The organism is Cedecea sp., from assembly GCF_036500665.1.
Lineage (GTDB): Bacteria > Pseudomonadota > Gammaproteobacteria > Enterobacterales > Enterobacteriaceae > Cedecea.
In genome coordinates this window covers 118,505-142,828 of sequence record NZ_DASYBS010000106.1, presented here as the reverse complement: position 1 = coordinate 142,828, position 24,324 = coordinate 118,505, and the positions used below count along the sequence as shown (strand labels likewise).

The following is a 24,324-nucleotide window of genomic DNA, read 5'->3' as shown; positions in this document are numbered from 1 at the left end:
TGCTGACGCGGCTACCATCGTGGCCGAACAGCAGGCTGGATGAGTTGTTACCGTATGCCAGTAATCCCTTCAGTTACTCTCCCGGGAAACAGAAAGCCGAACTTACCTGATAGCGCAAGGTGAGTTCACCGCGCGTTTACGTTCCACCGGAATGGCAATGTTTATTTTTGATGAAAATGGTCATCTGCTCCCACTAAAAGACAAAAATGTCGTTATAGAGCTTAATAATGGTAAAACCCTGGAAGTACGGGAAGATTATGCTAGAAAGGGCCTGCTTGTCTGGGGAGGACGTGAACCCATACCTGGACTCCCGCGGGAAAAAGCTAAGGAAAGAACAGAATGTCTGGGGATCTACCCTGTGGGCGCCAATGTGGTTCACGTATTTCCGTTTAAACTGGAATAGAAGTCGGAGGGCGTCGATTTTGAGCCGGCTGTACACGGGCCGTGTGCCGTCTTTTATCTCAGCCACAGCATTTTTTATATTTCTTACCGCTTCCACACGGGCAGGGACCATTACGGCCGATCGCTTCCGCTTCAGACGATCTCTCTTGTGCTAACCATTGCATGATTGCGGGGGCCGGATAGCCCTGGTCCAGTAATTCACGCCATACATTCATGTAGCGCGTAATATGCTGGAAAAAATGCTTATAGCCGGGGCACAGATAATTGTGGCCGGGGAAGCCGGAGGGGGACACGGCGAAGCGGTGCTTGGGGCAGCCGCCATGACAGACAAAGCGGTAATCACAACGGCGGCAGTCGGCAGTGAGTGTTTCCCGTTTAGCTTCTCCGAATGCCGTTGCGCGTGCCGTGTTATTTAACGCCTGAATCGTGTGCTGGTGGATATTCCCCAACAAATGTTCCGGGTAGACAAAGTGATCGCAGTTATATAAATCCCCGTTGGATTCCAGAGCAAATGCATGGCCGCAGGTTTCTGAATGCACGCACAGCACCGGTGGTTGACCCGTCCATGCCGACAGCGCAACGTCAAACATCTGAACGTAGACATGCTCCACATCCCGGCGGATCCAGATATCAAAGATCTGCTTGAGAAACTCGCCGTATTGCCAGGCTGGCACGGTCCAGGGCGCGAGAGTCGCCGCGCTTTCACCCGGCATAACCAGGTTTAATACGCTTGAGGCTTCCGTACTCATCCTCTCAACCAGCGGAATGAACTGGATATAGCGAGAACCGGCCGCCAGCAGAAATTCATAGACTTCACGCGCATGCCCCACATTATGCTTGCCTATTACTGTCAGCGTATTGAACTCGACATTGTGCGCTTTGAGTAATGCCATCGCCGCCATTACCCGATCATGCGTGCCTTTTCCTGCACGGTTGACCCGATACTGGTTATGCAGCGGCGCCGGGCCATCAATAGACAGGCCTATAAGGAAGTTATGTTCTGCGAAAAAATCTGCCCATTCGTCGTTGAGCAAAATGCCATTTGTCTGCAGCGAATGGCTTATCTTTTTGCCTCCCGCATATTTTTTCGACAGTGCGACCACGCGCCGGAAAAACGGCAGCCCCATCATGGTTGGCTCGCCGCCTTGCCATGCAAAGTTAACGTGGTTATGGCTTTGTGCCGCAATGTGTTGGCAGACAAATTGCTCTAGCGTGTCATCTGACATGCGCCAGTTTTTGTTTCGCTCAGGATAAAGCGCTTCTTTCTCGAGGTAGAAACAGTAGGTGCAATCAATATTGCAGACGGAGCCGCTGGGTTTGGCCATCACGTGGCAGCCTGCTATTGCCATGTCAGACATCTCCATTGCTTATCAGGTTGAGCAGCGCCGGAAGCGCAAGTGAAAGAGACAAAATGCACAACACGAAGCTAATCAGACGCTTAGCGAGTATTGAGGTCGGGGTCATGAGTTCGCTATTGGTGAGCATTGTTTTCTGCCGATGCCAGGAAAGTCCCACCAGCACCAGCGCCAGCATCGTACCGATGCTGCTTAGCACAAGGGAAACGACATCGCTACGCGAGACAGCGACGCGCACCGCGGCCAGAGAGAATACCAGGACGGTGAATGCCGTTCTGTGCCAGGAAAGCGCGGTGCGTTCAGGCTGCAGGCCAGGATCCCGGGGGCGTAAATCTTCGCTCATAACAGGATAAGTATTGTCAGCGTGATTAAAAATGCCGCGACAAGGCCATAACTTAGCCACAGCAGTAGACGTGGATAGGTTAGCGCTGCGTCGTTTCGCATTGCGCGTTCATTACGCGCCCATCGTCGCCACGCGTACCAGGCTAATACCGCCGCAGTGAGGCCGAGTCCAGCAACCAGCAGCTCACGCAACGCCGAAGGTGCCATCTCTGGTGCCAGCTGATCGATCCCAATGGCCGCAGCCATAAATGCGAGTGCCGTTCGGATCCAGGCAAGAAACGTGCGTTCATTTGCTAAAGAGAAGCGATAATCCGGGGATTTTCCCTGCGTTCTCCAGCTCATCGGCTATTCTCGACAATGTACTGATAACAGCTGGCGATGTGTTTCGATACCCCGAATTCGACCAATTCGCCACGATCGTTATACCCTTTACGCGTTTTTACCAGTACAGGTTCACCTGGTGAAGTTTGCAGGAGCCGGCAGTCTGACTCTGTTGCCAGTTCAGCGGTAATAATATCCTGATAGGTATCGATGTTTTCATTATGCAGCTCAAATGTCTCGTACAGGCTGCCGTCTAATTCATCCAGCGTGAGGTGCCCAAGCCGCGGCGTCAGCCAAATGAAGTTTACCTGCGCGGGCGGCTCGCCTTCGCGAGTAATTGTGCGAATAAGCCGTTGAATCTTCGTCGTGTTATCAAGCCCGAAAGCCAGCGCAACGTCTTCAGGCGGTAACAGTAGCTCCAGCGTTAAATTGTTACGCAGGATCGGCTGTTGTTGCCGGCCATCTATCAGGCGGATGCGTGTTTTCGTTTCCTGTTTCTCAGAGGTACTGATGACCATCGTACCAATACCGGGCTGTCGCTTTACCAGACCTTTAGCCGCCAGTTCAGCCAGCGCTCGCCGGGCGGTAATGCGGCTTACGCCAAAAAGCTCTTCAAACTTAGCTTCGGTAGGCAACACGTCATTTTTTTTGTATTCGCCAGCTTTCAGGCGGGACAGCAGAATGTCATACAGCTGCGCATATAGCGGTTTAGCACCACGGGAATAATCCAGTTCTTCTTTCATTCACTTCTACTCCTGTTTTCCGGCGGCGCGCACCGCCGGAATACCACTCAGTCAAGACGCATTTCTAGTGCCATCTTATAGTACACGCTTTGATGCTGCTCCTCAGGAACATGGTTCTGTACGAAGCACCACAAATTTTCCTGGTTCCAGTCCGGATGGCTGCATGCCAGCAGGCGTTCAACCAGATTCTGTTGGTCGCTGCCTTCGAGATGCTGCAATAGCGCGTAAAGCCCATAGCGGACGGTTGGCTCAAACTGCGCCAGCTCAGGGAGGAGATGCGGATCCCGCCCTAATAGCTCGCTTCGTGGATCGTTAAGGCCATAACGGGCATAAAGCTCGGGGGGAGCATCGTTCTTTTCCATGATGACCCGCATGCTGTTAAGCAGATGCTGCGCCGCTTCTCTGTCCGGACTTTGGTTCCGCTGTGAAGGATCTGCGACCAGATCGTACAGGCGGTGGCCAAAACGATCGGCATCGCGAGTCATCACTGATTCTGCTGGCATCTTCATCACCGGGCAGCCTTTGGTAAACTTAAAACCGGAATAGAGTGAGATATTTTGCAGTTCAGCAGGCGTGCAGCGGCGGTTTATACGGGTTGGCATTAACGTGTACTCATACAACCCATCAATTCCCTGAACGACGGGCGAGCGCATATAGACGTAGCGCCCGTCGGTAATGTTGACGTGGCAACCATGGTAACCAAAGAGCGCGTAGTCACGTATCGGAGTGTCATCACGTAATGCCGGAAGCAGTGATACACCCAGCATGTCCGCCGGTTTTTTCAGCCCAAAGCAGTCCAGCAGCGTTGCCGGAACATCGATAGTTTGCGCCAGTGCTTGCCGCTCCTCTCCGGCGCAGGGGTATTCTGGATGCCACATAAAGAAGGGGATATTCGCCACTTCGTTATACAGCGGCATGATGTTTTTCCCCCACCATTCATGCTCGCCCAGCAGGAAGCCGTGATCGGTGTTGACGATAAGGACTGTATCCTTCCACAAATCATACCGATCCATATAGTCGAGTACGCGTCCGACGTAAGCATCCACCATCGTCAGTAGCGCTTTGTAGTACTTCTGGATGGTACTTTTACGCTCCTCACTCTCGGTCACAAAATAGTAGGGGGGCCAACCGTCAAACTGGCTGGGGTCGTCAATGCCGTACATCTTCAGGTATTTTTCCGGCACAAAGAACGGTTCGTGTGGGTCGAAGCACTCCAGCTGTAAAAACCAATTGTCACTGGCGTGGTTGGTATCAATAAACTCAAGGCCTTTATTAATGGTTCGCGCCAGATGATGCTCTTCTTCATTCTGCATAAACTGCACGTTGATTTGATGCTGCACGTGGCTGGCCACGCGCCGCTGCTTAATCTCTTCCGGCTCGCCAGATTCGTAACGATATTCAGGCTTATCCACCACGCCTTTCCAGGCATCACCTTCCTGCCCTCTGACAAATTCATAGGTGCTATACCGCGAGTGATAGGTCGCACCGCCGTCGCGCCAGTAATGTTTATGGTCAGTGACTAAATGGGTATGAATGCCGTTCTTTTTCAGCAGTTCCGGCATTGAATCATCAAAGGGCTCGAGCGGTGACCAGCCTCGGTGCAGGAAGTTATAGCGTCCGGTGTGCAGCTCGCGCCGGGCGGGCATGCACGGCATACTGCCTACATAGAAATTATTGAAGCATGCTGTTTTTTCTTTTAATCGCTGAAAATTGGGCGTGATTGCGCTATCGCTGCCGTAAGCCGACAACAAGCGTTTATTCAGCGAATCAAACATCAACATAATCGCTTTCATTTTTGTTCTATTACCTCTTTTATACCGTTTCTTTATCGTAACCGCGGACTTTGCCCACCAGATAGGTCAGCACAAAGGCTGCCGAGCAGCCCGTCAGCCACGCCAGGATGTATTGCAGGTATTTGCCGTCGGCTATCAGCGGCAGAGCCGACAAGCCGGCGGCACCTATGCCGTTAGTCGACACGCCAAGCAGTACAACCATCACGCCGCCAAAACCTGCCCCGATGGAGCCGGTGATAAACGCAAAACCCGCCGGGATATTGACGCCAAAGATAGTCGGTTCGCCGACCGCAAGAATGGACGTTGGGATTGCGCCTTTGGCGATTTTTTTCATTACCGGATCGCGCGTGAGCATCAGGACCGCCGTGGCGGCGCCAACCATTCCGGCATTTGACATGATCTGTATAGCGAAAAGTGGGGCATGCCCGGTGGCGTTAATCATTTCGATATGAATAGGGAACAGACCGTGGTGTAAGCCCAGCGAGATAAGAAACGGGAACAGTGCCGACAGAACGAATCCGGCAGCAATACCGCCTTTGGTGAGCAGGCCATTCAGACCGTGCAATATACCGTCTGACACCACACCAGCCGCAGGCATAATGATAAAAAGCAGCATGGCGGTCATGACCAGCAATACGATAGTGGGAGTGACGACCACGTCGAGAATATCCGGCACGATTTTACGCACTTTTTTTTCCACCAGGCACATCAGCCAGACGCTGAAGATTACGCCAATCAGCCCGCCCTGGCCTGGCGCTAACCCCAGCTCTGAAAGCTGAGGGGCAATGGTAATCGCACCAAGCAGGCCGCCCATAATGATATTGCCGTCAAATTCGCGCGCTGCGGTCACGCCTGCGTAAATAGCCAGGAAGCCGAACAGAGATTTTGTCAAAATATCCAGGAAGTGGCTCAATCCCAGTAAGTGGCGATGCTCAAGCACAACCTGAGTGGGGGAAAGATCGCCAATGGCGGTGATATGGTTTGCTATCGCCGAGGCGGCCGCAGAGTTGACTACCACATTGTTAATACCCATCAGGATCCCGGCGGCGATAAGGGCGGGCAGAATGGGCACGAAGATATTAGCAATGTGCTTCAGGATGACTTTTATTCGGGTCTGCTTTTTTGCCTTCTCGCGTGCAAGGCTGGCCTTTTGCTCAACGTCACTGAGCGGGGTATCTGCTGCAGTCAGGCTTTTGAGTCGATCGTTGATTATTGTGGCGACTTTTGTTGATTTTCCCGGCCCAACAATCACCTGCAGTGTTTCGTCCTCAACGAGACCTAAAACTCCCTCAATGCTTTTAAGCGCCTGCATATCAACCTGTGTTTGATCGGCTATTGTCATGCGTACCCGAGTCATACAGTTTGTGACATGGACGAAATTCGTTAAGCCACCGCAGTGCTTAATAATATCGTTACCCACCTGACTGTAATTCATTCAGCGTTCCTTTTCGTTAGTGATGCCTCCATTTGTTATAACAATATAATGTTATCATGTTTGTGGGTGGGTTCATAAAAGCTTTTTATTCGGAAGATGGGAGCGATGAAGGTAGCGACAGTTGGTTTTACCGCCGTTTACGGGTGCACCGCGCCTGCCAGGGTAAGCACCTTGCCAGCCCGAAATGGCAGGCGCGTATACTGGAGTCCTGATGTTTGGATTGGGTCTGTGCAAATTTGGGGCAGGGGGATAGTCACCGTGCGTGGAGAGCGGGCCATTCAAGGGATTAGCCACGTGTCCCCTGTTTTTTCCTGTAGTTACCGGGAGACATCTTGAAATTACGGGTAAAAAGCCGGTTAAAGCTCTGCTGTGAATCGAAGCCATATTTTACTGAAATATCCACGATCCGCTCTTTGGTATTTTTTAGATCTTGCGCCGCAAGATAGAGTTTTCTTCCTCTGATATAACGGCCTATGCTTTCTCCTTTATAGTATAAAAATATTCGCTGAAAATGCCATTTGGAGTAGCCCGAATAGCGAGCAATATCTTCAATGAGCAATCGACGATGAATATTACTGTCAATCCACCAGGTGATGGTTTCAATTACTTTTGCGGGAAGGTTCATTCGCCTATCCTCCAGTGTTAGTGGGTATTATTTTATATGGTGATTATCTACTGAGTGATTTTATTAAACATCGAAGATGTCGCGCGGTTATATAATGGTAGATACCGATCATCCTCCATGGGTGGCAATGCGGGTGTCTTTCTTTCGCAGAGGGAAATTTTTTATTACACTGCTTGTTGATATTTTTAACACATACACTATTGCAGGTGTTAAATTCACCTTTGGCATAAAAACATGTTTTAAAATCATGGGCACTCCGCGATGGCAACAGCGTCGAAAAAATGAAAATCATCATAATTGCGATCTTCATAAATGTATTTTATCTATTATTTTAATGGGGCTTGATTGACGATTAGCCTCAGAGATTAGAAGGTATAATTGACGGCGAGCGTGCCTGTCGTGCCATCTCGTCGCATCACTATAGGGCTATTGGCGACATTCTTGTTCAGCCAGGCATAACTCAGACTGAACCCTGCACCCCAATGTTCGCTGAACTGGTGGGTCAGCGTCAGGCTGGTATCTGTACCGTAAAATCCGCCGGCGCTGCTGTAGCGCGCGAAGCCGGAGCGGACGTGTTGCTGATTGCTCACCCCATACCAGGTATTCATGTAGCGTGCATCGCCAAACAATGCGCTTGCCTGAAGCGTAATAGAATTATCTTCATTCATAATGGGGATATAATCTATCGAGGTGGAATAAGAAACCCCCTGACCCTCGTTTAGCGGCAACGTTGTTTTTCCTTCAAAGACTAGCCAGCGAGCAACTGCCCAGCCGATGGCAATACCCGAATTAACCGTGGAGGAAATATCGCCCATGCCTTTAAGTTTATCTGAGCCTTTACGCCACCCTGAGTTTTTATCCGTACGGCCAGAGTCATAACCCAATGTTGGCTCGAAATATAAACCATTATCACTTTGAAGATGAATGCCAAGACCATTAATGGAATCAAGAAAGATATTTCTTTTCTGGATGTGAATAAGTGGAATGATGCCGGTGCTCTGCTCGTTAGCACCGCTGTAGCGTGGCGAAGATATTGCACCAGGACCAAAGGTAATAGCAGTTTCATCAGGATTAAATTCACTTGCATACGCAGATGAAATGCCGGAAATTAGCAGTGGTGCGATTATGTATGTGGTGCTTTTCTTCGTTAACATTATGATTCTCATTGTCATGTGTTTATATTTTCGTGCATGCTTAACTCAGCAAGTAAAAGGATTATGCTGAGGGCTTATCAATGAACTGCCAGGGATTTGTGAAGAAACTGTCAAGGTAACACTAAATGAAAAATAAACGGGTGCTGGTCATTGAAGATGATGCTGATGCAGCAAATGTACTGGAGGCTTACCTTAAGCGTGAAGGGTATAGTGTTTCGGTTGCTGGCGACGGGCTGGCTGGCATGAATACGGTGCTGACATGGAAGCCCGACCTTATTTTGCTGGACGTCATGCTGCCCGGCATGAACGGCACGGAAATTCTTGCGGCCGTGCGGCGAAAGGGTAACACGCCGGTGATTATGATAACCGCGATGGGCGAACCCTATGACAAGATCGGTGCTTTACGTTACGGGGCTGATGACTACGTCGTTAAGCCCTATAACCCAGGTGAAGTGATGGCCCGCGTGCAGGCTGTGTTAAGGCGTAGTCAGGGGAATCAAAGTGCCATTGAGGATGTTCTGCGCTGGGGGCCGCTTGAAGTTGATGTCACCAACATGGTGGCTCGGGTGCAGGCTGAGGGTGAAAATATCACGCGTCTGGACTTAACGCTCACTGAGTTTTCCATTTTGAAGACGTTAATGGGAGCCTCGTCAAGGCCATTAAGTCGGCAGTATCTGCTTGAGGAGTGCCTCCCGGAAAGCGATGCCCTTGAACGGGTGGTGGACACTCACGTTTATAACTTAAGAAAAAAGCTTGAGGCGGCAGGCGTTGATAACCTTATTCTGAACGTTCGTGGCATCGGCTACAGGTTCTGTAAACCATGAAAGACAAAAAAAGCAAATCGCTCCTGCTGTGGATATCGATTCGTATCATCGTGGTCGCCGTCAGCGTGCTGTTTTTCATTGTGCTGGCGATGTGGAGCATCTACGCGGTTCAGTATTACTGGGTTGTCCATCATATGTCCCCGGCGGCCTACCAGGAGTTTCTGACGCTGCGTGCAAACCCTGATTTAAATATTGTTCGTTTTCACGACATCGTGGATGCCCGGTGGGGGATTGAATACAGCACGCCTTCCATTAGCTCTCTTAACTGGGGGTGGCTGTTCATCTTTATTTCTATGGCGACGCCGTTTGTTATCGTCAGTTGCTTACGAGCGACGCGCCCGCTTGCAGCACAGTTCCGCAGCCTGACGGACGTTGCGGAGAACGTGACTCAGGGCGACTTCAGTCAGCAGGCAAAGCTGGTGAATGAATGCCCGGAGGAAGTGATTCGTTTCTCCAGCAACTTCAATAAAATGATTAGCCAGCTTGCCCTGTACGAACGGGAGCTTAAGGCTTCGCATGTGGCCGCCGCGCACGAACTGCGTTCACCGTTGACCGCCGCAATGGGGCGGCTTCAGGGCATGATAGACAATGTGTTTCCTGCCGATGAAAAACAGCTGAATATGGTGATGACGCAATTAAAAAACCTCAGTCATCTTACCGACGATTTGCATTTCCTCTCTCTGGCGAGCGCGGGGCAATTAACGCTCCAGCGCAGCGTATTTACTCTTTCAGAGACGTTAAAAGAGCGCGTTTCATGGCTAAAACCTCAATTAGAAGCCGCCGGGATGTCCGTTTCCGTTGAGGCGGAGGATGAATTTTATTACGTCGGGGATGAAGCCCGGTTGGGCCAGGTTTTCACCATTATTATTGAAAATATGCTTCGTTATTGCGCTCGGGACGATCGAATGTTTATTCGTTTTCGCCACCTTGAGCAGCAAATTGAGATAACGTTTCAGGATAGCGGGCCAGGCGTTGCTGCGGATTATCTGCCCCATATTTTTGAGCGCTTCACGCGTGGAGAGCGCTCGCGAGCCAGAGATTCAGGCGGCAGCGGGCTGGGGCTTTCTATTGCGAGGGAAATTTGTGAGGCGCACGAGGGCCACATCCGCGCCAGTCTGCCTGCCAGGGGCGGGCTGCTCATTACGATAAGTTTACCCTTGCCGCTTAGCGAGGAGGGCGCTTGATGGATCCTGATGGTAATCCGCCTGAACATAGTTGAAAAAGCAGAGCTGCTGTCATAACCCATCGACAACGCGACTTCGTTCACCGGTGCTCCTTCGACCAGCTTAGACAACGCGACGACCACGCAGGCTCGCTGCCGCCAGGCCAGAAAAGAGATACCCGTCTGCTTAATAAAATGCCTGCGAAACGTACTGTCGCTCATGCAAAGATCTCTGGCCCATTGCTCGGCCCGGGCCTGAATAACCGGTTTTCGTAAGAAATTCAGGCACCGTTGCCGCAGCGCGGCTTCCTGCGGAAGGGGAATGTCAAACTGCCTTGTTGGTATTTTCGCCAGTTCCTGCAGAAGCAGCGTTACCAGGCTGCTATCCCGCACGGAATCATAGAGCGGATCTAAAGACACCGCCTCAATCAGCAATTGCCGCAGCAGGGGCGAAACGATGAAAACCCGGCAGCCGGTAGCGGGAAATAACGTACCGGCAACCTCAGGTTTGATGTACAGACTTCGGGTGGATACGCCAATAAATTGGACGCTGTGCGGCATACGAGAAGGAATGAGTACCGCATGCTGCGGAGGCACCGTCCAGCTTCCTGATGCCGTGGTGACGTGCATGATCCCCGTTGCGCCGTACAGCACCTGTACTCGGGCATGGCTATGTTCCTTCAGAATGTACCCTGACGCATAATCATTCCCCACGGCCACAATGTCCCTTTCGATATCCTCGTAATCATCAATATGCACGTTACGCATCTTCGGGGTGCTCCTCGATTGACCGATTCGCAAGGATAAATGAGCGGTTCAGGAATGGGAAGCCAGCGGGCAAGGCGATAAGCTTTTGGCTCGGCTTTTCTTGGGGAACTTAATCGGTGATCGACATTTTACTTATTGTTTTTGCGGGGTTTATAACAGGGCTTATTACCGTGCTGTTTGGTTTCGGCGGTGGATTTGTCGTCGTCCCTTTGGTCTATCAAATTACCGTTGTTCAGCCGGAGCTTACGCATTACGCGATGCATATTGCTATCGCCACATCCACGGCGGTGATGGTGTTTAATTCAGGTTGGGCAAGCTATCAAAACTGGCGCAGCGGCGGGTTGCCGGTTGGCTTATTTCCACTGACGGCGTTTATTGCCGCAGGCGCCCTGCTGGGATCGCTGTGCGCCGGGCTGCTTCAGGACAAGGCCATCCGAGGGTTTTTCATCGTTTATATGGTGATTACCCTCGGCGATTGCCTTGTGAGAAAAGGATTTTTTACCCCGCCTCAAAAACACAGGCTAACTGTCGCTGTGTCCTGTTTTGGCGGCAGCGGTATTGGCCTTATCGCGGCGCTGTTGGGAGTCGGCGGTAGCGTGGTTACGTAAAGCGGTTATCTCGGGTATATCGACCTGCAAATCCTGGCGTTGTTAACGGTGGACGGGGCATCAGGGATACGGTTTGCCAGAAAACGTATCCCCCCGATTCCGGACGTGCTGCACGCAAGAATTTACGTCGGGCTCCTGTTTATTGTCTTACTGGCGATTTCATTATAAAAGTCAGCATATTACAAGCCTCATTCGTACCAACCTGGCGCCAGCGTAAGCTGCGGCCAGGCGTCGGGGTCGTGACCGGGAACCAGTTTTGCCGCGTGCTGCTCGGTTAACGCCCGGAGTTTTGCTACCGAGCGTGCCGCGTCACTGGCCGAAGTCATAAAACCCGGAAGCGCGCGATCGTAAAAATGATCCAGCGTATAGGCGGCATCAATCGCGAGAGTGAGGCTCAGGCCGCTGGCAAGCGTAATCAGGAATGACTGGTGGCCGGGCGAATGACCCGGCGTTGAGATACAGCGCAGCGTTCCGTCGCCGTACAGATCATAACCGTCCTCATCAAGCAGCCGCCAGTCCAGGTGTGGGCGGGCAAAATCATTGCGGCAGTAGGCGCCTGCGGCGAACCAGTCAGGCTTAAAGGCATAGTCGTATTCCTGCTGCTGCACAATATGTAAGGCATTTGGAAAGCGTCCAATCGCGCCGGTATGGTCGGAATGCAGGTGGGAAAGTAAGACATAGCGAATCTCTTCGGGCTGAATGCCCAGCGCACGCAGCTGCGCCACGCATCCCTGTTCTTCCGTCATTAATGGCTGATAATGATCGACCGAATTTCCCCAGTACGCTCGGGGATCGGCCAGGCCTTCCGCAGCCAGCCCGCCGTCAATAATCGTGTGGCCTTTGGGGTGGGTCAGAAGAAACCAGGGTACGGGGATTTCGTAGCTTCTGCCTTCCCCCTGATTCATCCTGATATCGTGATATTTGCAGCGTTGAGTGCCGGACTGGAAAAGATAAAGCCTGATCTCTGTCATGATAATTCTCCTGATTAATAAGGGCTGAAGAAGCGACATAAGCGCCACCAGGCATCAGTTTTATCTAAATCGTACTGGCGCAGTAGGTCTCTGCCGCTGCTTTCATCTATCGGATAAACCGATATACTGAGCGAATGGATCTTTTGGCGGCAATGCGCATCTATGTGCGGGTGGTGGAGCGGGGCAGTATGTCCGCCGCCGCGCGCGATATTGGCATCGGACAGCCGGCGGTGAGTGAGAGGATAGAGCGGCTTGAGGCTCATCTTGGCACCCGTCTGCTGCGGCGCAACACGCGCCGAATGTCGCTGACCGACAGCGGCGCTTTGTTCTATGAGCGCAGTAAAGTCGCGATTTCAGCGGCAGATCTTGCGCTGGCGGTCGTGGATGAGCGGGTGGCATTAAAAGGGCTGATTCGTATCGCGGCGCCTTATGGCGCGGGGGAAGAAGTCCTGATGCCCGCCTTGTTAAAGCTGAGAGCAAAATACCCTGAACTCAATATTGAGCTGGTCTTGAATGACCGTGTCGTCGATCCGGTTACGGAGGGCGTCGATATTTCTTTCAGGCTTGGCGACCCCGGCGAGGGCGATTTTGTGGCGCATCCGCTGGGTGATGTGCGGCGGGTGCTGGTTGCTTCGCCAGACTATCTGGCGCGAAGCGGTACGCCTGCCTCTCCGGATGAGCTTATCCATCACGCTTTTGCGCGTGTATCCGGCCTGTTTAACGACAGCCGCCTGCCGCTTCTCTCACAGGATAAACAGATTGTTAGCGCCCGGTTGAACGTGGTGTTCAGCGCTAACCACTGGCGGCCGCTCTACACGGTCCTCATGGCGGGTGAAGCCCTCGGCGTGCTGCAATATCCGGTATGCCAACCCGCGCTGAAAAACGGCCAGCTTATCGCGCTGCTGCCGGAGTACACCGTCCCGTCGTTCAGCGCCTTTTTACTTTATCCGCCGATCAATAAAGCCTCTCGCGAGGTCAGCGCCTGTGCTGCTTTTCTGAAAAGCGCGCTCGCCGAGAGGTTGCAGGAGAATATTACCTAATCTCTCAGGCTACGAAAGCCGGTGGATCAAACGCGGTAATCGGCGGGAGTACTTCGCGCCAAAGCTCTATTTCCACCCGGCAGCTTTGGGCGCTGCAGCCCTGGCCGAGGCGTGAAGAACCTCGATCCTCGGTCAACACATTCGGATTGCCGTGCTTGTCCAAAGAGCCCGGCGTGGAAGGATCCATCGGGTCGTACCATGCTCCGGTAGAGATCTGAACCACGCCCGGCAGGATTTGGTCGCTGATATGAACGCCCGCCAGTATCGCCCCCCGACTGTTAAAGACCTTCACCACTTCACCTTCCCGGATCCCCCGTTTTTCAGCATCCGTCGGGTGCATCCACAGCGGTTCACGCCCGTGAATTTTGGTTGCCCGGCTAACGCTGCCGTGGTCGTACTGGCTGTGAAGCCGGGTTCGCGGCTGGCTGGAAAGCAGATGCAAAGGCCACTCTTGTGCCTGCTTTTGCTGGTAATTGGCCTCTTCCTCATCCCAAAACGGATAGCCCGGGCACTCCCGGTAGCCAAACCCTGCCACGGTTTCTGAATAAAGCTCGATTTTTCCCGACGGCGTGGACAGCGGGAAACGCTCAGGGTCAGCGCGGAAATCGGCGAGGAAAATTTGTGGCTTAGCGGGAGGGGGGAACTCCAGTTTTCCTTGTTCCCAGAAGGCGTCAAAAGGCGGAAGCTCGACGCCGTCCTCCTGCGCTCTTTCTCTTGAGGACTCATACAGATGCGGCAGCCAGTCCGCCGCGGTACGCCCTTCGCTGAAGGTTTCGTAAAAGCCCAGCCTTTTCGCCAGCCCGCAGAAAATGGTGTAGTCATCCTGAGCTTCAGCCAGCGCCGGTATTTGCTGGCGCATGGCAATCATAAAGCCGTCATGGCTGCCGCTGCCAATATCGTCACGCTCAAGGGACGTGGTCACCGGCAACACAATGTCGGAAAACTTCGCCTGCGCTGTCCAGTATTGCTCATGGGCAACGACGGTTTCCGGGCGACGCCAGGCTTCAACCAGGCGATTGAGATCCTGATGATGGTGGAAGGCGTTGCCACCCGCCCAGTAGACGAGGCGGATGTCGGGATAACGGCAAAGCTTGCCATCAAATTCATATTCACCGCCGGGATTCAGCAGCATATCCGATAAGCGAGCTACAGGGATTGCCGTTTTTATCTTGTTCTCACCGGCAGGAAGGCGAGGGCCAGAGAAAGGCACCCGTGCAGCACCGGCAAGGTTGGTACAGGCATAGCCGAAAGCCAAACCTCCCCCGGGCGTACCAATCTGGCCAAGCAGGGAAGTCAGCGCCACGGTTGCCCAGTACGCCTGCTCTCCCTGGCGGGCGCGCTGAATGGACCAGGAAATATTGATCATCGTGCGCTTGCCCGCCATGGTACGAGCCAGCGTTAAGATTTGTTCGGCATCAATGCCGGTAATGCCGGCCGCCCAGCCCGCGGTTTTCGGCACGCCGTCGTGCTCGCCAAAAAGATAGCGGCGCAGCTGCTCGAAGCCGACGGTATGGCTGCTGATAAAGGCCATATCGTGCAGGGACTCGGCAATCAGCGTATGGCACAGCGCCAGCAGCAGCGCCGTATCCGTACCGGGGCGAATCGCCAGCCAGCGGGCGCTTTCGACGGCGCTGAGATCGTTTTGCACCGGGCTGATATTCACGAACTGCACGCCGTTTTGCTCAAGGCGTTCCAGCCAGTGCTTCAACATGTGGTCGTTTGCGCCGCCGCCGTTGACCTGGGCGTTTCTGAGCGGCAATCCCCCGATGGCCACGAACATCTCGCAATGTTCTGCCAGCACCGAGAAATGAGTGTGTTGCTTATGCAGCGGGCTTAACGGGCCAAGAATATGCGGCAGGATCCGTTCTCCGGCCGCGCTGCTGTAGGTATTTGTACTGGCGGTGTAGCCGCCAAAGCCTTTAAGAAAACGGTGCAGCTGGCTTTGGGCATGGTGAAAGCGCCCGGCGCTGGCCCAGCCATAAGAGCCGCCAAAAATCGCCTCGTTGCCGCAGCGCTCCTGCACCGAGCGGAGGTCCCGCGCCAGCAGATCCAGCGCCTGCTCCCAGCTCACCTCGACAAACGGTTCTTTCCCTCTGCCTTCACGAGAGGCCGGGCCGTTTTGCAGATAGCCGAGACGAACCGCCGGGCGGCGAATGCGCGTATTGCCGGTAACGGCGTCAGCCAGAGACTGGCCGATACGGGAAGGATTTTTATCCCAGGAGACGGGAGAAATGGCGGCGATACGCTCGCCCTCGGTGGTGACCCGGTAGGTTCCCCAGTGCATTACCGCCAGCTGATGTTCCGCTTTCATGCTAATACCATGCGTTATCGATAGGGCTAAAGCGGCATCATACGAGGAGGCGGGAGCAAAGAGGAAATCCGTCTGACGATGAAAAATCAGGTAAAGGAGCTAAACTTTAGCGAATACTGTTTCATTTATATTGGCTGGCAGGATTTATAATTAACTGGCGAGAGTATATCGCCGTTTAATTTTATTTTGAGGCATTTTGTTTTTGCCCAAAAAATAATTAATCCATGAGTTTGATGTGGTTGAATTATTTTCTTGTTGTATGTTTTACATGTGTTTTTTTCATGTTCTTTTGCCTCATTCTAAAGTGACTTAATGGCATGGCTGTGAAAGTATAAGATATATCTATTTTTTATTTGGGCTAGATAAAGCTTGTTGTCATGCTGTCGCTTTAGTGAACGATGAATACAGGATAATTATAGCAATGAAGGTTCAAAAAAGACTTTTATCTGCGGCTATTGGGCTGATGTCACTGGCATCTGGCGCTGCTTTCGCCGCAGACACGCTTTCGTTACAGGGGAAAACAATCGGCGTTGCCGTGGTGGGCACTCAGCATTTTTGGGATCGCGAAGCCTACAAGGGCGCGACCGAAGAAGTGGAGAAGCTGGGCGGCAAGGTTATCGGCGTTGATGGCGGCAGGGACAACCAGGTTCATGCCAATAACCACGATATTCTTCTGTCCCGTAAGGTTGATGCGGTAATTAGTATTTTGGGCGACAGTGCCGTTGAGCCAAAATTCAAAGCATTACGTGATGCCGGTATTCCGGTATTTACCGTTGACCATGTTTCGCCGTCTTCCGTGAATAACACCACGTCCGACAACTACACGCTGGGTTCAACGATTGGCCGTTATATGGCCGATGCGCTTGGTGGTAAAGGTAACGTCGCGGTATTTAATGCGTTCTCTAATTCATTACGCATTTGCGGCATACGTTATGACCAATGGAAATATGTCCTGCAGGACTATCCAGGTATTAAAATTATTCAGCCGGAGCTGGCAGAGCAATTTGCTAACTCGCCGGAAGATGCGCGTAAGAAAACCCTCGAATTACTCAGCCAGTACCCGAAAGGCAAGCTGGATGCTATCCATGTAGCCTGCTGGGACCAGCCGGCTATCGGCATCGTTCAGGCGCTGGAAGAGACCGGACGTGATAAAGACGTGAAGGTGACCGCTATCGACGCAGGCCCGGAAACGCTGGAAATCATGGCCGAAAAAGACAGCCCGCTGGTGGCCAACGTTGCTCAGCAGCCGCACCTGATTGGCCAGACTTCTGCCGAAAACGTGGCGCGCTACTTCGCAGGCCAGAAGCTGCCCGCCCAGACCTTTATCCCGGTTATCCCGGTGAAAGGCCCGGATGAAGCCAAAGCCGTGTACAAAAAACTGGGCTACGGTGAGCTGAAGTAGTGAACGCTGCAAAAACGCAACGCGGTCTGGTAATGGACCGCATCAGTAAGCGCTTTGCCAATGTGACCGCGTTAAACGCGGTCACGCTGACGATTGGCCCCGGTGAAATCCACGGGCTTATTGGTGAAAACGGCGCAGGCAAATCCACCTTAATTAAAATTCTTGCCGGGGTTTACCAGGCTGATGGCGGCACGGCCACGCTCGACGGCATTCCGCTTCCGCTTGGTAAGCCTTCGGCCATTGAGGCCCAGGGCATACGCGTTATTCACCAGGAACTCAATCTGATCCCACACTTTACCGTGGCCGAGTCGGTGTTTCTGGGGCAGGAATATCGCCGTGCCGGCGGGCTGCTGGACAGCCGCCGTATGCGGCAGGCGACGAAAGACTTTTTCCTCCGCACCTGGCAGCTGGAGCTCGACCCCGATCGCCTGATCCGGCAGCTGAGCCTTGCCGAGCGCAAGCTGGTGCAAATTGCCAGAGCGCTGATCGACGGCGCGGCTAAGCTGGTGGTTTTTGATGAACCTACGGCCCCGCTTGAAGCTCATGAGGCAAGCCTGGTGTCCGATGCGATACTGCGGCTCAAAGAGCAGGGCATCGCCATTCTTTACATCTCCCACTACCTCAACGAAATCGCCGCGCTGTGCGATGCGGGCACCGTGCTGCGCAACGGTGAAGTGGTGGGGTATCCGGATCGCGAAGTACTGCAGAATACCGATGCCGTCATCCACATGATGGTGGGCAGAGAAATCGACAGGCTTTATACCCCCCGCGAACATGAGGCTGATGCCCCGGCGGGCGAGCAACCTTTACTTTCCGTTCGTTCGCTTTCTGACGGGCAGCAGCTGCAGGACATCAGCTTTGAGATCCGCAAAGGCGAAATTGTTGGCGTTGCAGGGCTGCTGGGCGCGGGGCGGGATGTGCTGGTGGATGCCCTTTACGGGCTGAGCACGGCGAAAAAGGGCGAGATAGTGATAGAGGGGCGACCACGTCGAATCCGCTCGCCGCGACAGGCTATCCGGGCCGGTATGGCGCTGGTGCCTCGCGATCGCCGTCATCAGGGGCTGATCCTGCCGTTTTCGGCTACCGATAACATTAACCTTGCGTCGCTGCCGGACACGGCAACGTTTGGCTGGGAGCACCGCTCACGGGCGCTGAAAAAAGCCCGGGACTGGATTGCGCGGCTGAGTATTCGCCCAGGGGGCCCGGAGCTGCCGGTGCGCTTTATGAGCGGAGGGAATCAGCAAAAGGTGATTCTTGCCCGCTGGCTGGGTACCGACGCCCGGCTGTTTATTCTCGATGAGCCTACGCTCGGCGTCGACATTGGCGCACGCAGCGACATTTATCAGTGCACCCGCCAGCTTGCCGAACAGGGGCGTTCGGTGCTGGTTTCTTCCAGTGACGCGACCGAACTGCTTGGCCTGTGCGACCGTATTCTGGTGATGTGGCGTGGTGCGCTGGTGGCGAATTTACCGACCCAGGGGCTGACGCTTGACGCGCTGCTGGCGACGATTAACGGTGGGCAGGAAAATCCGCTATGAGGACTGAAATTCGTCGTTTTGCGACACGCCGTTCCGTCGCGCTGTTTGAAAAATTCCCGCTGCTGCTGTTTGTCGGCCTGCTGGTGTGGTTGAGCATTCAGTCGCCGTGGTTCCTGAGCTGGCAGAACATCAGCCTGATGCTGGTGCAAAGCGTTCCGCTGGCTATTCTCAGCTTCGGCCTTGTTTGCGTGATTGCTGCTGGGGGAGATGACGTCGTCTCCGGCGGCATAGACCTTTCGCTCCCGGCCATCGCGGTGTTTGGCGTGGCGCTGCTTAGTCTCGGTATGAACGAATGGTTAACGCCCTGGCCGCTGTTATTGCTGCTGATGGCGGCGCTGAGTCTGCTGTGCGGGGGGATCAACGCGCTGCTGGTGCTGGTTGCCGGGCTGCCGCCTCTGCTGGCAACGCTCTCAACCTCGGTGGCGTTTACCGGCCTGACCGACCTGCTTACCGGGCAGCGCCGAATCAGCGTTAGCGATCCGCTGATGGTGGCATTCCGTGACGGTAGCGTGCTGGGCGTACCCTATGCGCTGGTTTATCTGCTGCTGGTGTTCGTTGGCTTCCAGCTTTTGCTGCATCACACCCGCTTTGGCCAGCATTTACAGGCGACGGGTGGAAGTAAAGATATGGCGCAGATGTCCGGGCTTAACGTGCGCCGTCTGATCCTCTCGTCCTGGCTTATCGCCGCCGTTGCGGCGGGTCTGGCGGTCTTCCCGCTACTGGCTCAGGGATCGGGCAGCTCCAGCGGAACCGCGACGCCTTTGCTGATGGAAACGGTGCTGGCAACCTTCCTTGGCACGGCGTTTTCGCGCCGCCGCGTCGTCACCGTTTGGGGGGCATTGCTGGGGGCTGTCCTGGTCAACGCTTTGTCTAACGGCCTGGGGCTGCTGGGGGTGAATATTTTTTGGGTAGGCGCGATTAAAGGCGCGCTGATTCTTGTGGTGCTGTCGGCTTCTGCCCTGCAGCAGAAGGGGGCAAATCAATCATGAAAGTCTTTTCTGCTCTGGCGGCGACGCTTCCGGCCGGTGAGCCCGGGAGAAAGCCGTTAGCCTGGCTGTCTCGCGCGGGCTTTGCGCTGGTCACGCTGTTTTTTATCGTCCTGTTCAGCTGGTCTAATCCTGTTTTCCTGACGCTGGATAACTGGAGTAACCTGCTTCAGGGCAGCGCCATTCTGCTGATCGTGGCGCTGGCGATGACGCTGATTGTCAGCGCCGGCGCTATCGATCTTTCCGTCGGCGTGGCTATCGACTTCGGCGCGATGATGGCGTTGATTGCGCTCAAAACCTGGCAACTTCCATGGCAGGTGGCGGTGCTGTGTGCCCTGCTGGGCGGCGTGATGATAGGCCTCGTCAACGCTTTTCTTATCCTTGCCTGTCGCATTAAGCCGTTTCTGGCCACGCTCGGTACCTGGTTTATCGCCAGCAGCGCCGAGCGCATTTATACCGACGGCGGCGGGGCGATTTCCTGGCGGCGTATGGCTCCTGAGTATCATGATTTAGCCGTGGGCAATGTTTGGGGGATCCCCACGCCGGTGCTTATCGTGCTGGTGGTCTGGCTGGCCGCCTGGCTGCTCACCGAGCGAACGCTGTTTGGTAAGCGGGTACGTGCTATTGGTCAAAACAGCGAAGCCGCGCGTATAGCCGGGATAGCCGATAAACGTACGCTCTTCTGGGTGCTGATTGCCGCCTCGGCAATGTGCGCCGTCGGCGGCATTATTTTGTCCGCCAACCTGCGCCAGTTTACGCCGCTCGCCGGGCAGTCTTACCTGATGGATGCCATTGCCGCCGTGTTTATCGGCACCGCATTCCAGCGGCAGGGGCGCGTCAGCATGGGTGGCACGCTTGGCGGCGTGCTGTTCCTGGCGATTATTGATAACGGCCTGAACCTGATGGGGCTGAACTACCTGGTAAAAGACGCGCTGGTGGGCGTGATTCTGGTGGTGGCGCTGGCCGTTTCCTTCTGGCAGGCCCGTCTGCGTCAACAGCACCGGTGAGGGCGCTATGAGCAAATTTGATGCCGTTTTCGTGGGGCTGACCATCCTTGATATTGCTGGTCGCCCTGTAGTGGAAATCCCCTCCGGCGGCGGCGTGCAGTTTATCGAGCAAATCCGCCTGAACCCTGCGGGGACAGCGGCCGGGGCTTTGGTAAACGCGGCTAAACTGGGGATTCGCACTTCAACCGTGGCCTGCCTGGGCGAGGACGAAAAAGCCGAATTTATTCTGGGCAGCTATCGCCGGCTGGGCATTGACCGTTCGCTCATTCAGCGCACGTCACACAAAGAGACGTCGGCGACGATTTTGCCTATTCGCCCCAACGGCGAGCGGCCTGCGCTGCATTGCCGTGGCGCGTCCGACGAGCTGTTCGTCGCCGAGGTCGATTTCAATAAGGTGCTGGACACGCGTTACCTGCACCACGGCGGCACCGGGCTGCTGGCGGCCATGGACTCTGGCCAGAGCGTCCGTTTGCTGGCCGCGGCGAAAGCGCGGGGCGTCATCACCAGTTTTGATTTAATCGCCCCTGATGAAAATACGCTGGCGTTATTACGCCCGCTGTTGCCGCATGTGGATTATTTTATGCCTGCGCTCGAAGAAGCAGCGTTTATCTCCGGGCTTGTGGAGCCAGCAGAAATCGCCGATTTCTTCCTTTCGCTGGGCGCGAGATGCTGCATTTTTAAAGACAGCGTGCGCGGTTCCTGGCTGTTCAGCCGTGAGAAAACCAGTCATTTCCCGGCCTATAGGGTGAATGCCAGCGACACAACCGGGTGCGGCGACGGCTACTGCGGCGGGTTTATCGCGGCCCTGGCCCAGGGGCTGTCGGAGGACGAGGCCTGCCGGGCCGCGTCTGCGACCGCCGCGTTGGTGGCGACCGGATTAGGCTCCGACGCTGGCGTGGTGAACTGGGAACATTTGCAGGACTTTATGGCGACCACGCCTTTGCTGACATAATAAAAAACAGGCCTTTACGGCCTGTTTTTTTGGTTAGCGCCAGGCGTACAGCAGCGGCTCTCCGGCAACAAAGCGCTGGAGATCGGCGGCGATCATCGCGGTATGCTTCTGGATGCTTTCGCGGGTGGCACCGGCGATGTGCGGCGTAATAATGACGTTATCCAGCTCGCTGATAAACGGATGGTCACGCCACAGCGGTTCCTGGTGGTAAACGTCCAGCGCCGCGCCGCCGAGTGGCCCGTGGCGTAAGGCTTCGATGAGGTCGGCCTCCACAACTACGGAGGCGCGGGAGGTATTAATCAGCTTCGCGCCCGGCTTCATGCTTTGCAGCAGTGAGGCATTGACCAGGCCATCGCTGTGCGGCCCGCTGCTCAAATGCAGGCTGACAATATCTGACTCGCGGAACAGCGCTTCCAGCGTGGTTTTATGCAGGCCCGGCTCGTCGATATCCTCGGCGGCGACAAACGGATCTACCACCAAAATATTCATCCCGAAAGCGCGGGCAATACGCGCCACGCGGCGGCCAATATTGCCGTAGCCAATCAGCCCCAGCGTTTTATTGCGCAATTCTCCGCCCTTAAAAACTTCGTACGGGCTTTCCGGGCTGACGTCCCACACCACATCTTTGCGCAGGCCGGACTGGGTTTGCTGCTCGCTTTGGTTTTCACGGGTAAACTCCCCGCGCTTGAGGGCTGCATGCGATTGCGGAATATGGCGTATCAGGCCGAGCATCAGGCCCAGCGTGAGTTCGGCGGCGGCATCGGCATTGCGTCCTGGGGTGTAAAGCACGGGGATGTTACGTGCCCGAGCAGCCTGAACGTCAATGTTGACCGGGTTAGCGCGGGTGCAGGCGATAACCTTCAGTTCGGGGCAGCTGTTAATCACTTCAGCGGTAATGTCGTCATAGCTGGTGACAATCACCCCGGCGTCGTGGGCCAGGTCGATAATTTCTGATGCCTGAAGCTTAGGTTTGCCGATGGCCCAGCCCTCGACAACCAGTTCGCCAAGCTGGCTAAAGGGTTCAAGGCTGCCTGCATACTCGGCGGTAAAGACGATTTTCATTGTGCATTATCCTGAGAGAGACTTTGTAAGGCCTGGTGCCTGGCCTGCCATACCGGCTGGAGCTGTTCGCGCAGCAGGCGGAATACCGGGAACAGCGCCCGATAGGCGGCATGGGCCTGAGGCTGGGGCAGATAGCGGGTTTGTTCAATTGCCGGATAACGTTCCAGCGCGCCAACGCTGCGGGCGGCAAGCAGCGCCGCACCTCGGGCGCTGAGTTCGTTAAAGTGGCTGGCGATGACCGTACGCCCGGTACAGTCGGCGATAATTTGCAGCCAGGTGGCGGAAGCTGCGCCGCCGCCGGTGAGATACAGATCGCCTTCGCTGGCATAGCCCGTCAGCGAATCCACAATGGCATAGGCCAGCCCTTCAAAAACGGCACGCTGAAGCGCCGCGCGGGACGTATGCTGGTCGACGCCAAAGAACCCTGCGCGGGCGGTCGGGTTGTAAAACGGGGCGCGTTCGCCGTTCAGGTAAGGTTGCCAGAAAACGCCGCCGCTGCCCGGCGGGATAGCGGCAATCTCTTGTTCCAGCGCCACTAAGTCTGGCGTCAGCGAAATGTGCTGCTGCAGCCAGTCGATGTTTGGCGTGCCGGCCTGCATCGGGAACAGGTTAATAAAGCTGCCCCGTTCGGTATGGGTCACAAAACGCGTGCCGCTGCTGACGGTTTCGCGCCCGTGGCACACCACGCCCGTGCAGCAGGTGGTGCCGAGAATGGTGTAAATATCGCCGTCATGAATCGCGCCACAGCCTAGCGCGGCGCTGCATACGTCCAGCGCACCTGCGGCAACCGGCGTCGCCGGCGGCAGGCCGCAAAGCAGGGCGGCGGCTTCGCTTAAGCTGCCTGCCTGGGCGTCAGGGCGAAGCAGGGGGGGAAAACGGTTTTTCAGATGATCAATACCCAGAGCCTGCAGAGCGAAATCGGAAATCTCGCCGGTTGACTGGTTCAGCAGCGAAGCGCTGGTGTCCGTCAGCTCAAGGGCCGCAACCTGGGTCAGGCGAAAGCGAATCCAGTCCTTGGCGAAGAAAATATAGTCGGCGGCGGCCAGGCGTTCGGGCTGATTTCGCTTGAGCCAGCAGAGCTGCAGGCTGGTGTTACACGGCTGTAGCTGAGAGCCGGTTTCATCGAACAGTGCTTTGTCGAGGCCCGGAGATTGCAATAATTCGTCCATCAACACCCGGCTGCGGGTGTCGCTCCAGAGTATGCCCGGGCCTACCGGATTACCGTTTTTGTCGCTTAGCCAGACGCCTTCGCCCTGGCCCGCCAGACCGATTGCTTTGAGTTTGCCCTGTTGTAATGCCGGGCTGTCGGCCACTTCCCGCAGCGTACGTACCACGGACTGCCAAAGCTGCTCCATATCCTGCTCGGCGTAGCCCTGCGGGGAAAGCGTGGGCGAGGTGTTTTCCGCTGCGCTTGCCACCGCATGGAAATTGCTGTCAAACAGCACGGCTTTTACCCGCGACGTGCCGATATCAATACCCAGGAAATACTCCATACCTCAAGCCTCACGCTAGCGAACAGAAAC

Annotated in this window: 22 protein-coding genes and 2 pseudogenes; 11 read left to right on the top strand and 13 right to left on the bottom strand. The window is 54.8% G+C overall.

Features of this window, described 5'->3' with window-relative positions; translation table 11 throughout:
- Positions 1-157 precede the first annotated feature (157 nt).
- On the top strand, positions 158-403 hold the full coding sequence (locus tag VGM55_RS18110) for a hypothetical protein (RefSeq protein ID WP_331636208.1): 246 nt from the start codon (positions 158-160) through the stop codon (positions 401-403).
- A gap of 58 nt (positions 404-461) precedes the next feature.
- On the opposite strand, the gene VGM55_RS18105 is transcribed toward VGM55_RS18110, so the two are convergent.
- From VGM55_RS18105 to VGM55_RS18075, 7 genes are all read right to left on the bottom strand, one after another.
- Entirely contained in the window at positions 462-1,766 is a 1,305-nt protein-coding gene (locus VGM55_RS18105) for an anaerobic sulfatase maturase (protein ID WP_154184937.1), read from the bottom strand.
- On the bottom strand, positions 1,753-2,100 hold the full coding sequence (locus VGM55_RS18100) for a DUF202 domain-containing protein (RefSeq protein WP_154184936.1): 348 nt from the start codon (positions 2,098-2,100) through the stop codon (positions 1,753-1,755). The genes VGM55_RS18105 and VGM55_RS18100 overlap by 14 nt, the downstream gene beginning before the upstream one ends.
- Complete coding sequence (locus VGM55_RS18095; protein WP_331636207.1) at positions 2,097-2,441, bottom strand: YidH family protein; 345 nt, start codon at positions 2,439-2,441, stop codon at positions 2,097-2,099. The genes VGM55_RS18100 and VGM55_RS18095 overlap by 4 nt, the downstream gene beginning before the upstream one ends.
- The gene (locus tag VGM55_RS18090) at positions 2,438-3,163 is read right to left on the bottom strand and encodes a GntR family transcriptional regulator (protein ID WP_331636206.1); all 726 of its coding nucleotides are present in this window, start codon (positions 3,161-3,163) and stop codon (positions 2,438-2,440) included. The genes VGM55_RS18095 and VGM55_RS18090 overlap by 4 nt, the downstream gene beginning before the upstream one ends.
- Positions 3,164-3,210: 47 nt before the next feature.
- Positions 3,211-4,956, bottom strand: a complete 1,746-nt coding sequence (locus VGM55_RS18085) for a sulfatase (protein WP_414648295.1) — start codon at positions 4,954-4,956, stop codon at positions 3,211-3,213.
- Positions 4,957-4,975: 19 nt separating this feature from the next.
- Entirely contained in the window at positions 4,976-6,391 is a 1,416-nt protein-coding gene (locus tag VGM55_RS18080; protein ID WP_154184932.1) for a PTS transporter subunit EIIC, read from the bottom strand.
- A 286-nt stretch (positions 6,392-6,677) separates the two neighbouring features.
- Positions 6,678-7,016 carry a helix-turn-helix domain-containing protein gene (locus tag VGM55_RS18075; protein WP_331636204.1) on the bottom strand — a complete coding sequence of 113 codons (339 nt, stop codon included), beginning with the start codon at positions 7,014-7,016 and terminating at the stop codon, positions 6,678-6,680.
- Positions 7,017-7,110: 94 nt separating this feature from the next.
- On the opposite strand from VGM55_RS18075, the gene VGM55_RS18070 reads away from it, so the two are divergent.
- Entirely contained in the window at positions 7,111-7,365 is a 255-nt protein-coding gene (locus tag VGM55_RS18070; RefSeq protein ID WP_154184930.1) for a hypothetical protein, read from the top strand.
- Positions 7,366-7,381: 16 nt separating this feature from the next.
- Here the strand turns inward: VGM55_RS18070 and VGM55_RS18065 are convergent, their stop codons facing one another.
- Complete coding sequence (locus VGM55_RS18065; RefSeq protein ID WP_154184929.1) at positions 7,382-8,170, bottom strand: MipA/OmpV family protein; 789 nt, start codon at positions 8,168-8,170, stop codon at positions 7,382-7,384.
- A 125-nt stretch (positions 8,171-8,295) separates the two neighbouring features.
- Between VGM55_RS18065 and VGM55_RS18060 the strand changes: the two genes are divergently transcribed.
- Both VGM55_RS18060 and VGM55_RS18055 read left to right on the top strand, forming a co-directional pair.
- Positions 8,296-8,994 carry a response regulator gene (locus VGM55_RS18060; RefSeq protein WP_154184928.1) on the top strand — a complete coding sequence of 233 codons (699 nt, stop codon included), beginning with the start codon at positions 8,296-8,298 and terminating at the stop codon, positions 8,992-8,994.
- Positions 8,991-10,178, top strand: a complete 1,188-nt coding sequence (locus VGM55_RS18055) for a sensor histidine kinase (RefSeq protein ID WP_331636203.1) — start codon at positions 8,991-8,993, stop codon at positions 10,176-10,178. The genes VGM55_RS18060 and VGM55_RS18055 overlap by 4 nt, the downstream gene beginning before the upstream one ends.
- A gap of 11 nt (positions 10,179-10,189) precedes the next feature.
- On the opposite strand, the pseudogene VGM55_RS18050 reads toward VGM55_RS18055, so the two are convergent.
- Positions 10,190-10,924: pseudogene (locus tag VGM55_RS18050) on the bottom strand (AraC family transcriptional regulator); the annotation flags it as partial.
- A gap of 116 nt (positions 10,925-11,040) precedes the next feature.
- Between VGM55_RS18050 and VGM55_RS18045 the strand changes: the two are divergent.
- Positions 11,041-11,700, top strand: a pseudogene (locus VGM55_RS18045) (TSUP family transporter).
- Positions 11,701-11,720: 20 nt separating this feature from the next.
- On the opposite strand, the gene attM reads toward VGM55_RS18045, so the two are convergent.
- Positions 11,721-12,503: an AttM family quorum-quenching N-acyl homoserine lactonase gene (attM, locus tag VGM55_RS18040; protein WP_331636202.1), complete on the bottom strand. Its 783-nt coding sequence runs from the start codon at positions 12,501-12,503 to the stop codon at positions 11,721-11,723.
- 152 nt (positions 12,504-12,655) lie between these two features.
- On the opposite strand from attM, the gene VGM55_RS18035 reads away from it, so the two are divergent.
- The gene (locus VGM55_RS18035; RefSeq protein ID WP_331636216.1) at positions 12,656-13,543 is read left to right on the top strand and encodes a LysR family transcriptional regulator; all 888 of its coding nucleotides are present in this window, start codon (positions 12,656-12,658) and stop codon (positions 13,541-13,543) included.
- Positions 13,544-13,547: 4 nt separating this feature from the next.
- Here the strand turns inward: VGM55_RS18035 and VGM55_RS18030 are convergent, their stop codons facing one another.
- Positions 13,548-15,854, bottom strand: a complete 2,307-nt coding sequence (locus tag VGM55_RS18030; RefSeq protein WP_331636201.1) for a molybdopterin-dependent oxidoreductase — start codon at positions 15,852-15,854, stop codon at positions 13,548-13,550.
- A gap of 421 nt (positions 15,855-16,275) precedes the next feature.
- Between VGM55_RS18030 and VGM55_RS18025 the strand changes: the two genes are divergently transcribed.
- Genes VGM55_RS18025 through VGM55_RS18005 form a run of 5 tightly spaced genes read left to right on the top strand, consistent with a single transcriptional unit; the run spans position 16,276 to position 21,739 of the window.
- Entirely contained in the window at positions 16,276-17,256 is a 981-nt protein-coding gene (locus VGM55_RS18025) for a sugar ABC transporter substrate-binding protein (protein ID WP_154184924.1), read from the top strand.
- 32 nt (positions 17,257-17,288) lie between these two features.
- Complete coding sequence (locus VGM55_RS18020) at positions 17,289-18,794, top strand: sugar ABC transporter ATP-binding protein (protein ID WP_331636215.1); 1,506 nt, start codon at positions 17,289-17,291, stop codon at positions 18,792-18,794.
- A complete protein-coding gene (locus VGM55_RS18015; RefSeq protein ID WP_331636200.1) occupies positions 18,791-19,783 on the top strand; it encodes an ABC transporter permease in 993 nt (330 codons plus the stop codon). Before VGM55_RS18020 ends, VGM55_RS18015 begins: the two co-directional genes overlap by 4 nt.
- Entirely contained in the window at positions 19,780-20,787 is a 1,008-nt protein-coding gene (locus VGM55_RS18010) for an ABC transporter permease (RefSeq protein ID WP_331636199.1), read from the top strand. The genes VGM55_RS18015 and VGM55_RS18010 overlap by 4 nt, the downstream gene beginning before the upstream one ends.
- A gap of 7 nt (positions 20,788-20,794) precedes the next feature.
- Complete coding sequence (locus tag VGM55_RS18005; RefSeq protein ID WP_331636198.1) at positions 20,795-21,739, top strand: sugar kinase; 945 nt, start codon at positions 20,795-20,797, stop codon at positions 21,737-21,739.
- Between the two features lie 33 nt (positions 21,740-21,772).
- Here VGM55_RS18005 and VGM55_RS18000 read toward each other — a convergent pair whose 3' ends face one another.
- Complete coding sequence (locus VGM55_RS18000) at positions 21,773-22,801, bottom strand: 2-hydroxyacid dehydrogenase (protein WP_331636197.1); 1,029 nt, start codon at positions 22,799-22,801, stop codon at positions 21,773-21,775.
- Positions 22,798-24,294, bottom strand: coding sequence for an FGGY-family carbohydrate kinase (locus tag VGM55_RS17995; protein ID WP_331636196.1), 1,497 nt, complete (start codon positions 24,292-24,294; stop codon positions 22,798-22,800). The genes VGM55_RS18000 and VGM55_RS17995 overlap by 4 nt, the downstream gene beginning before the upstream one ends.
- Between the last annotated feature and the right edge of the window lie 30 nt (positions 24,295-24,324).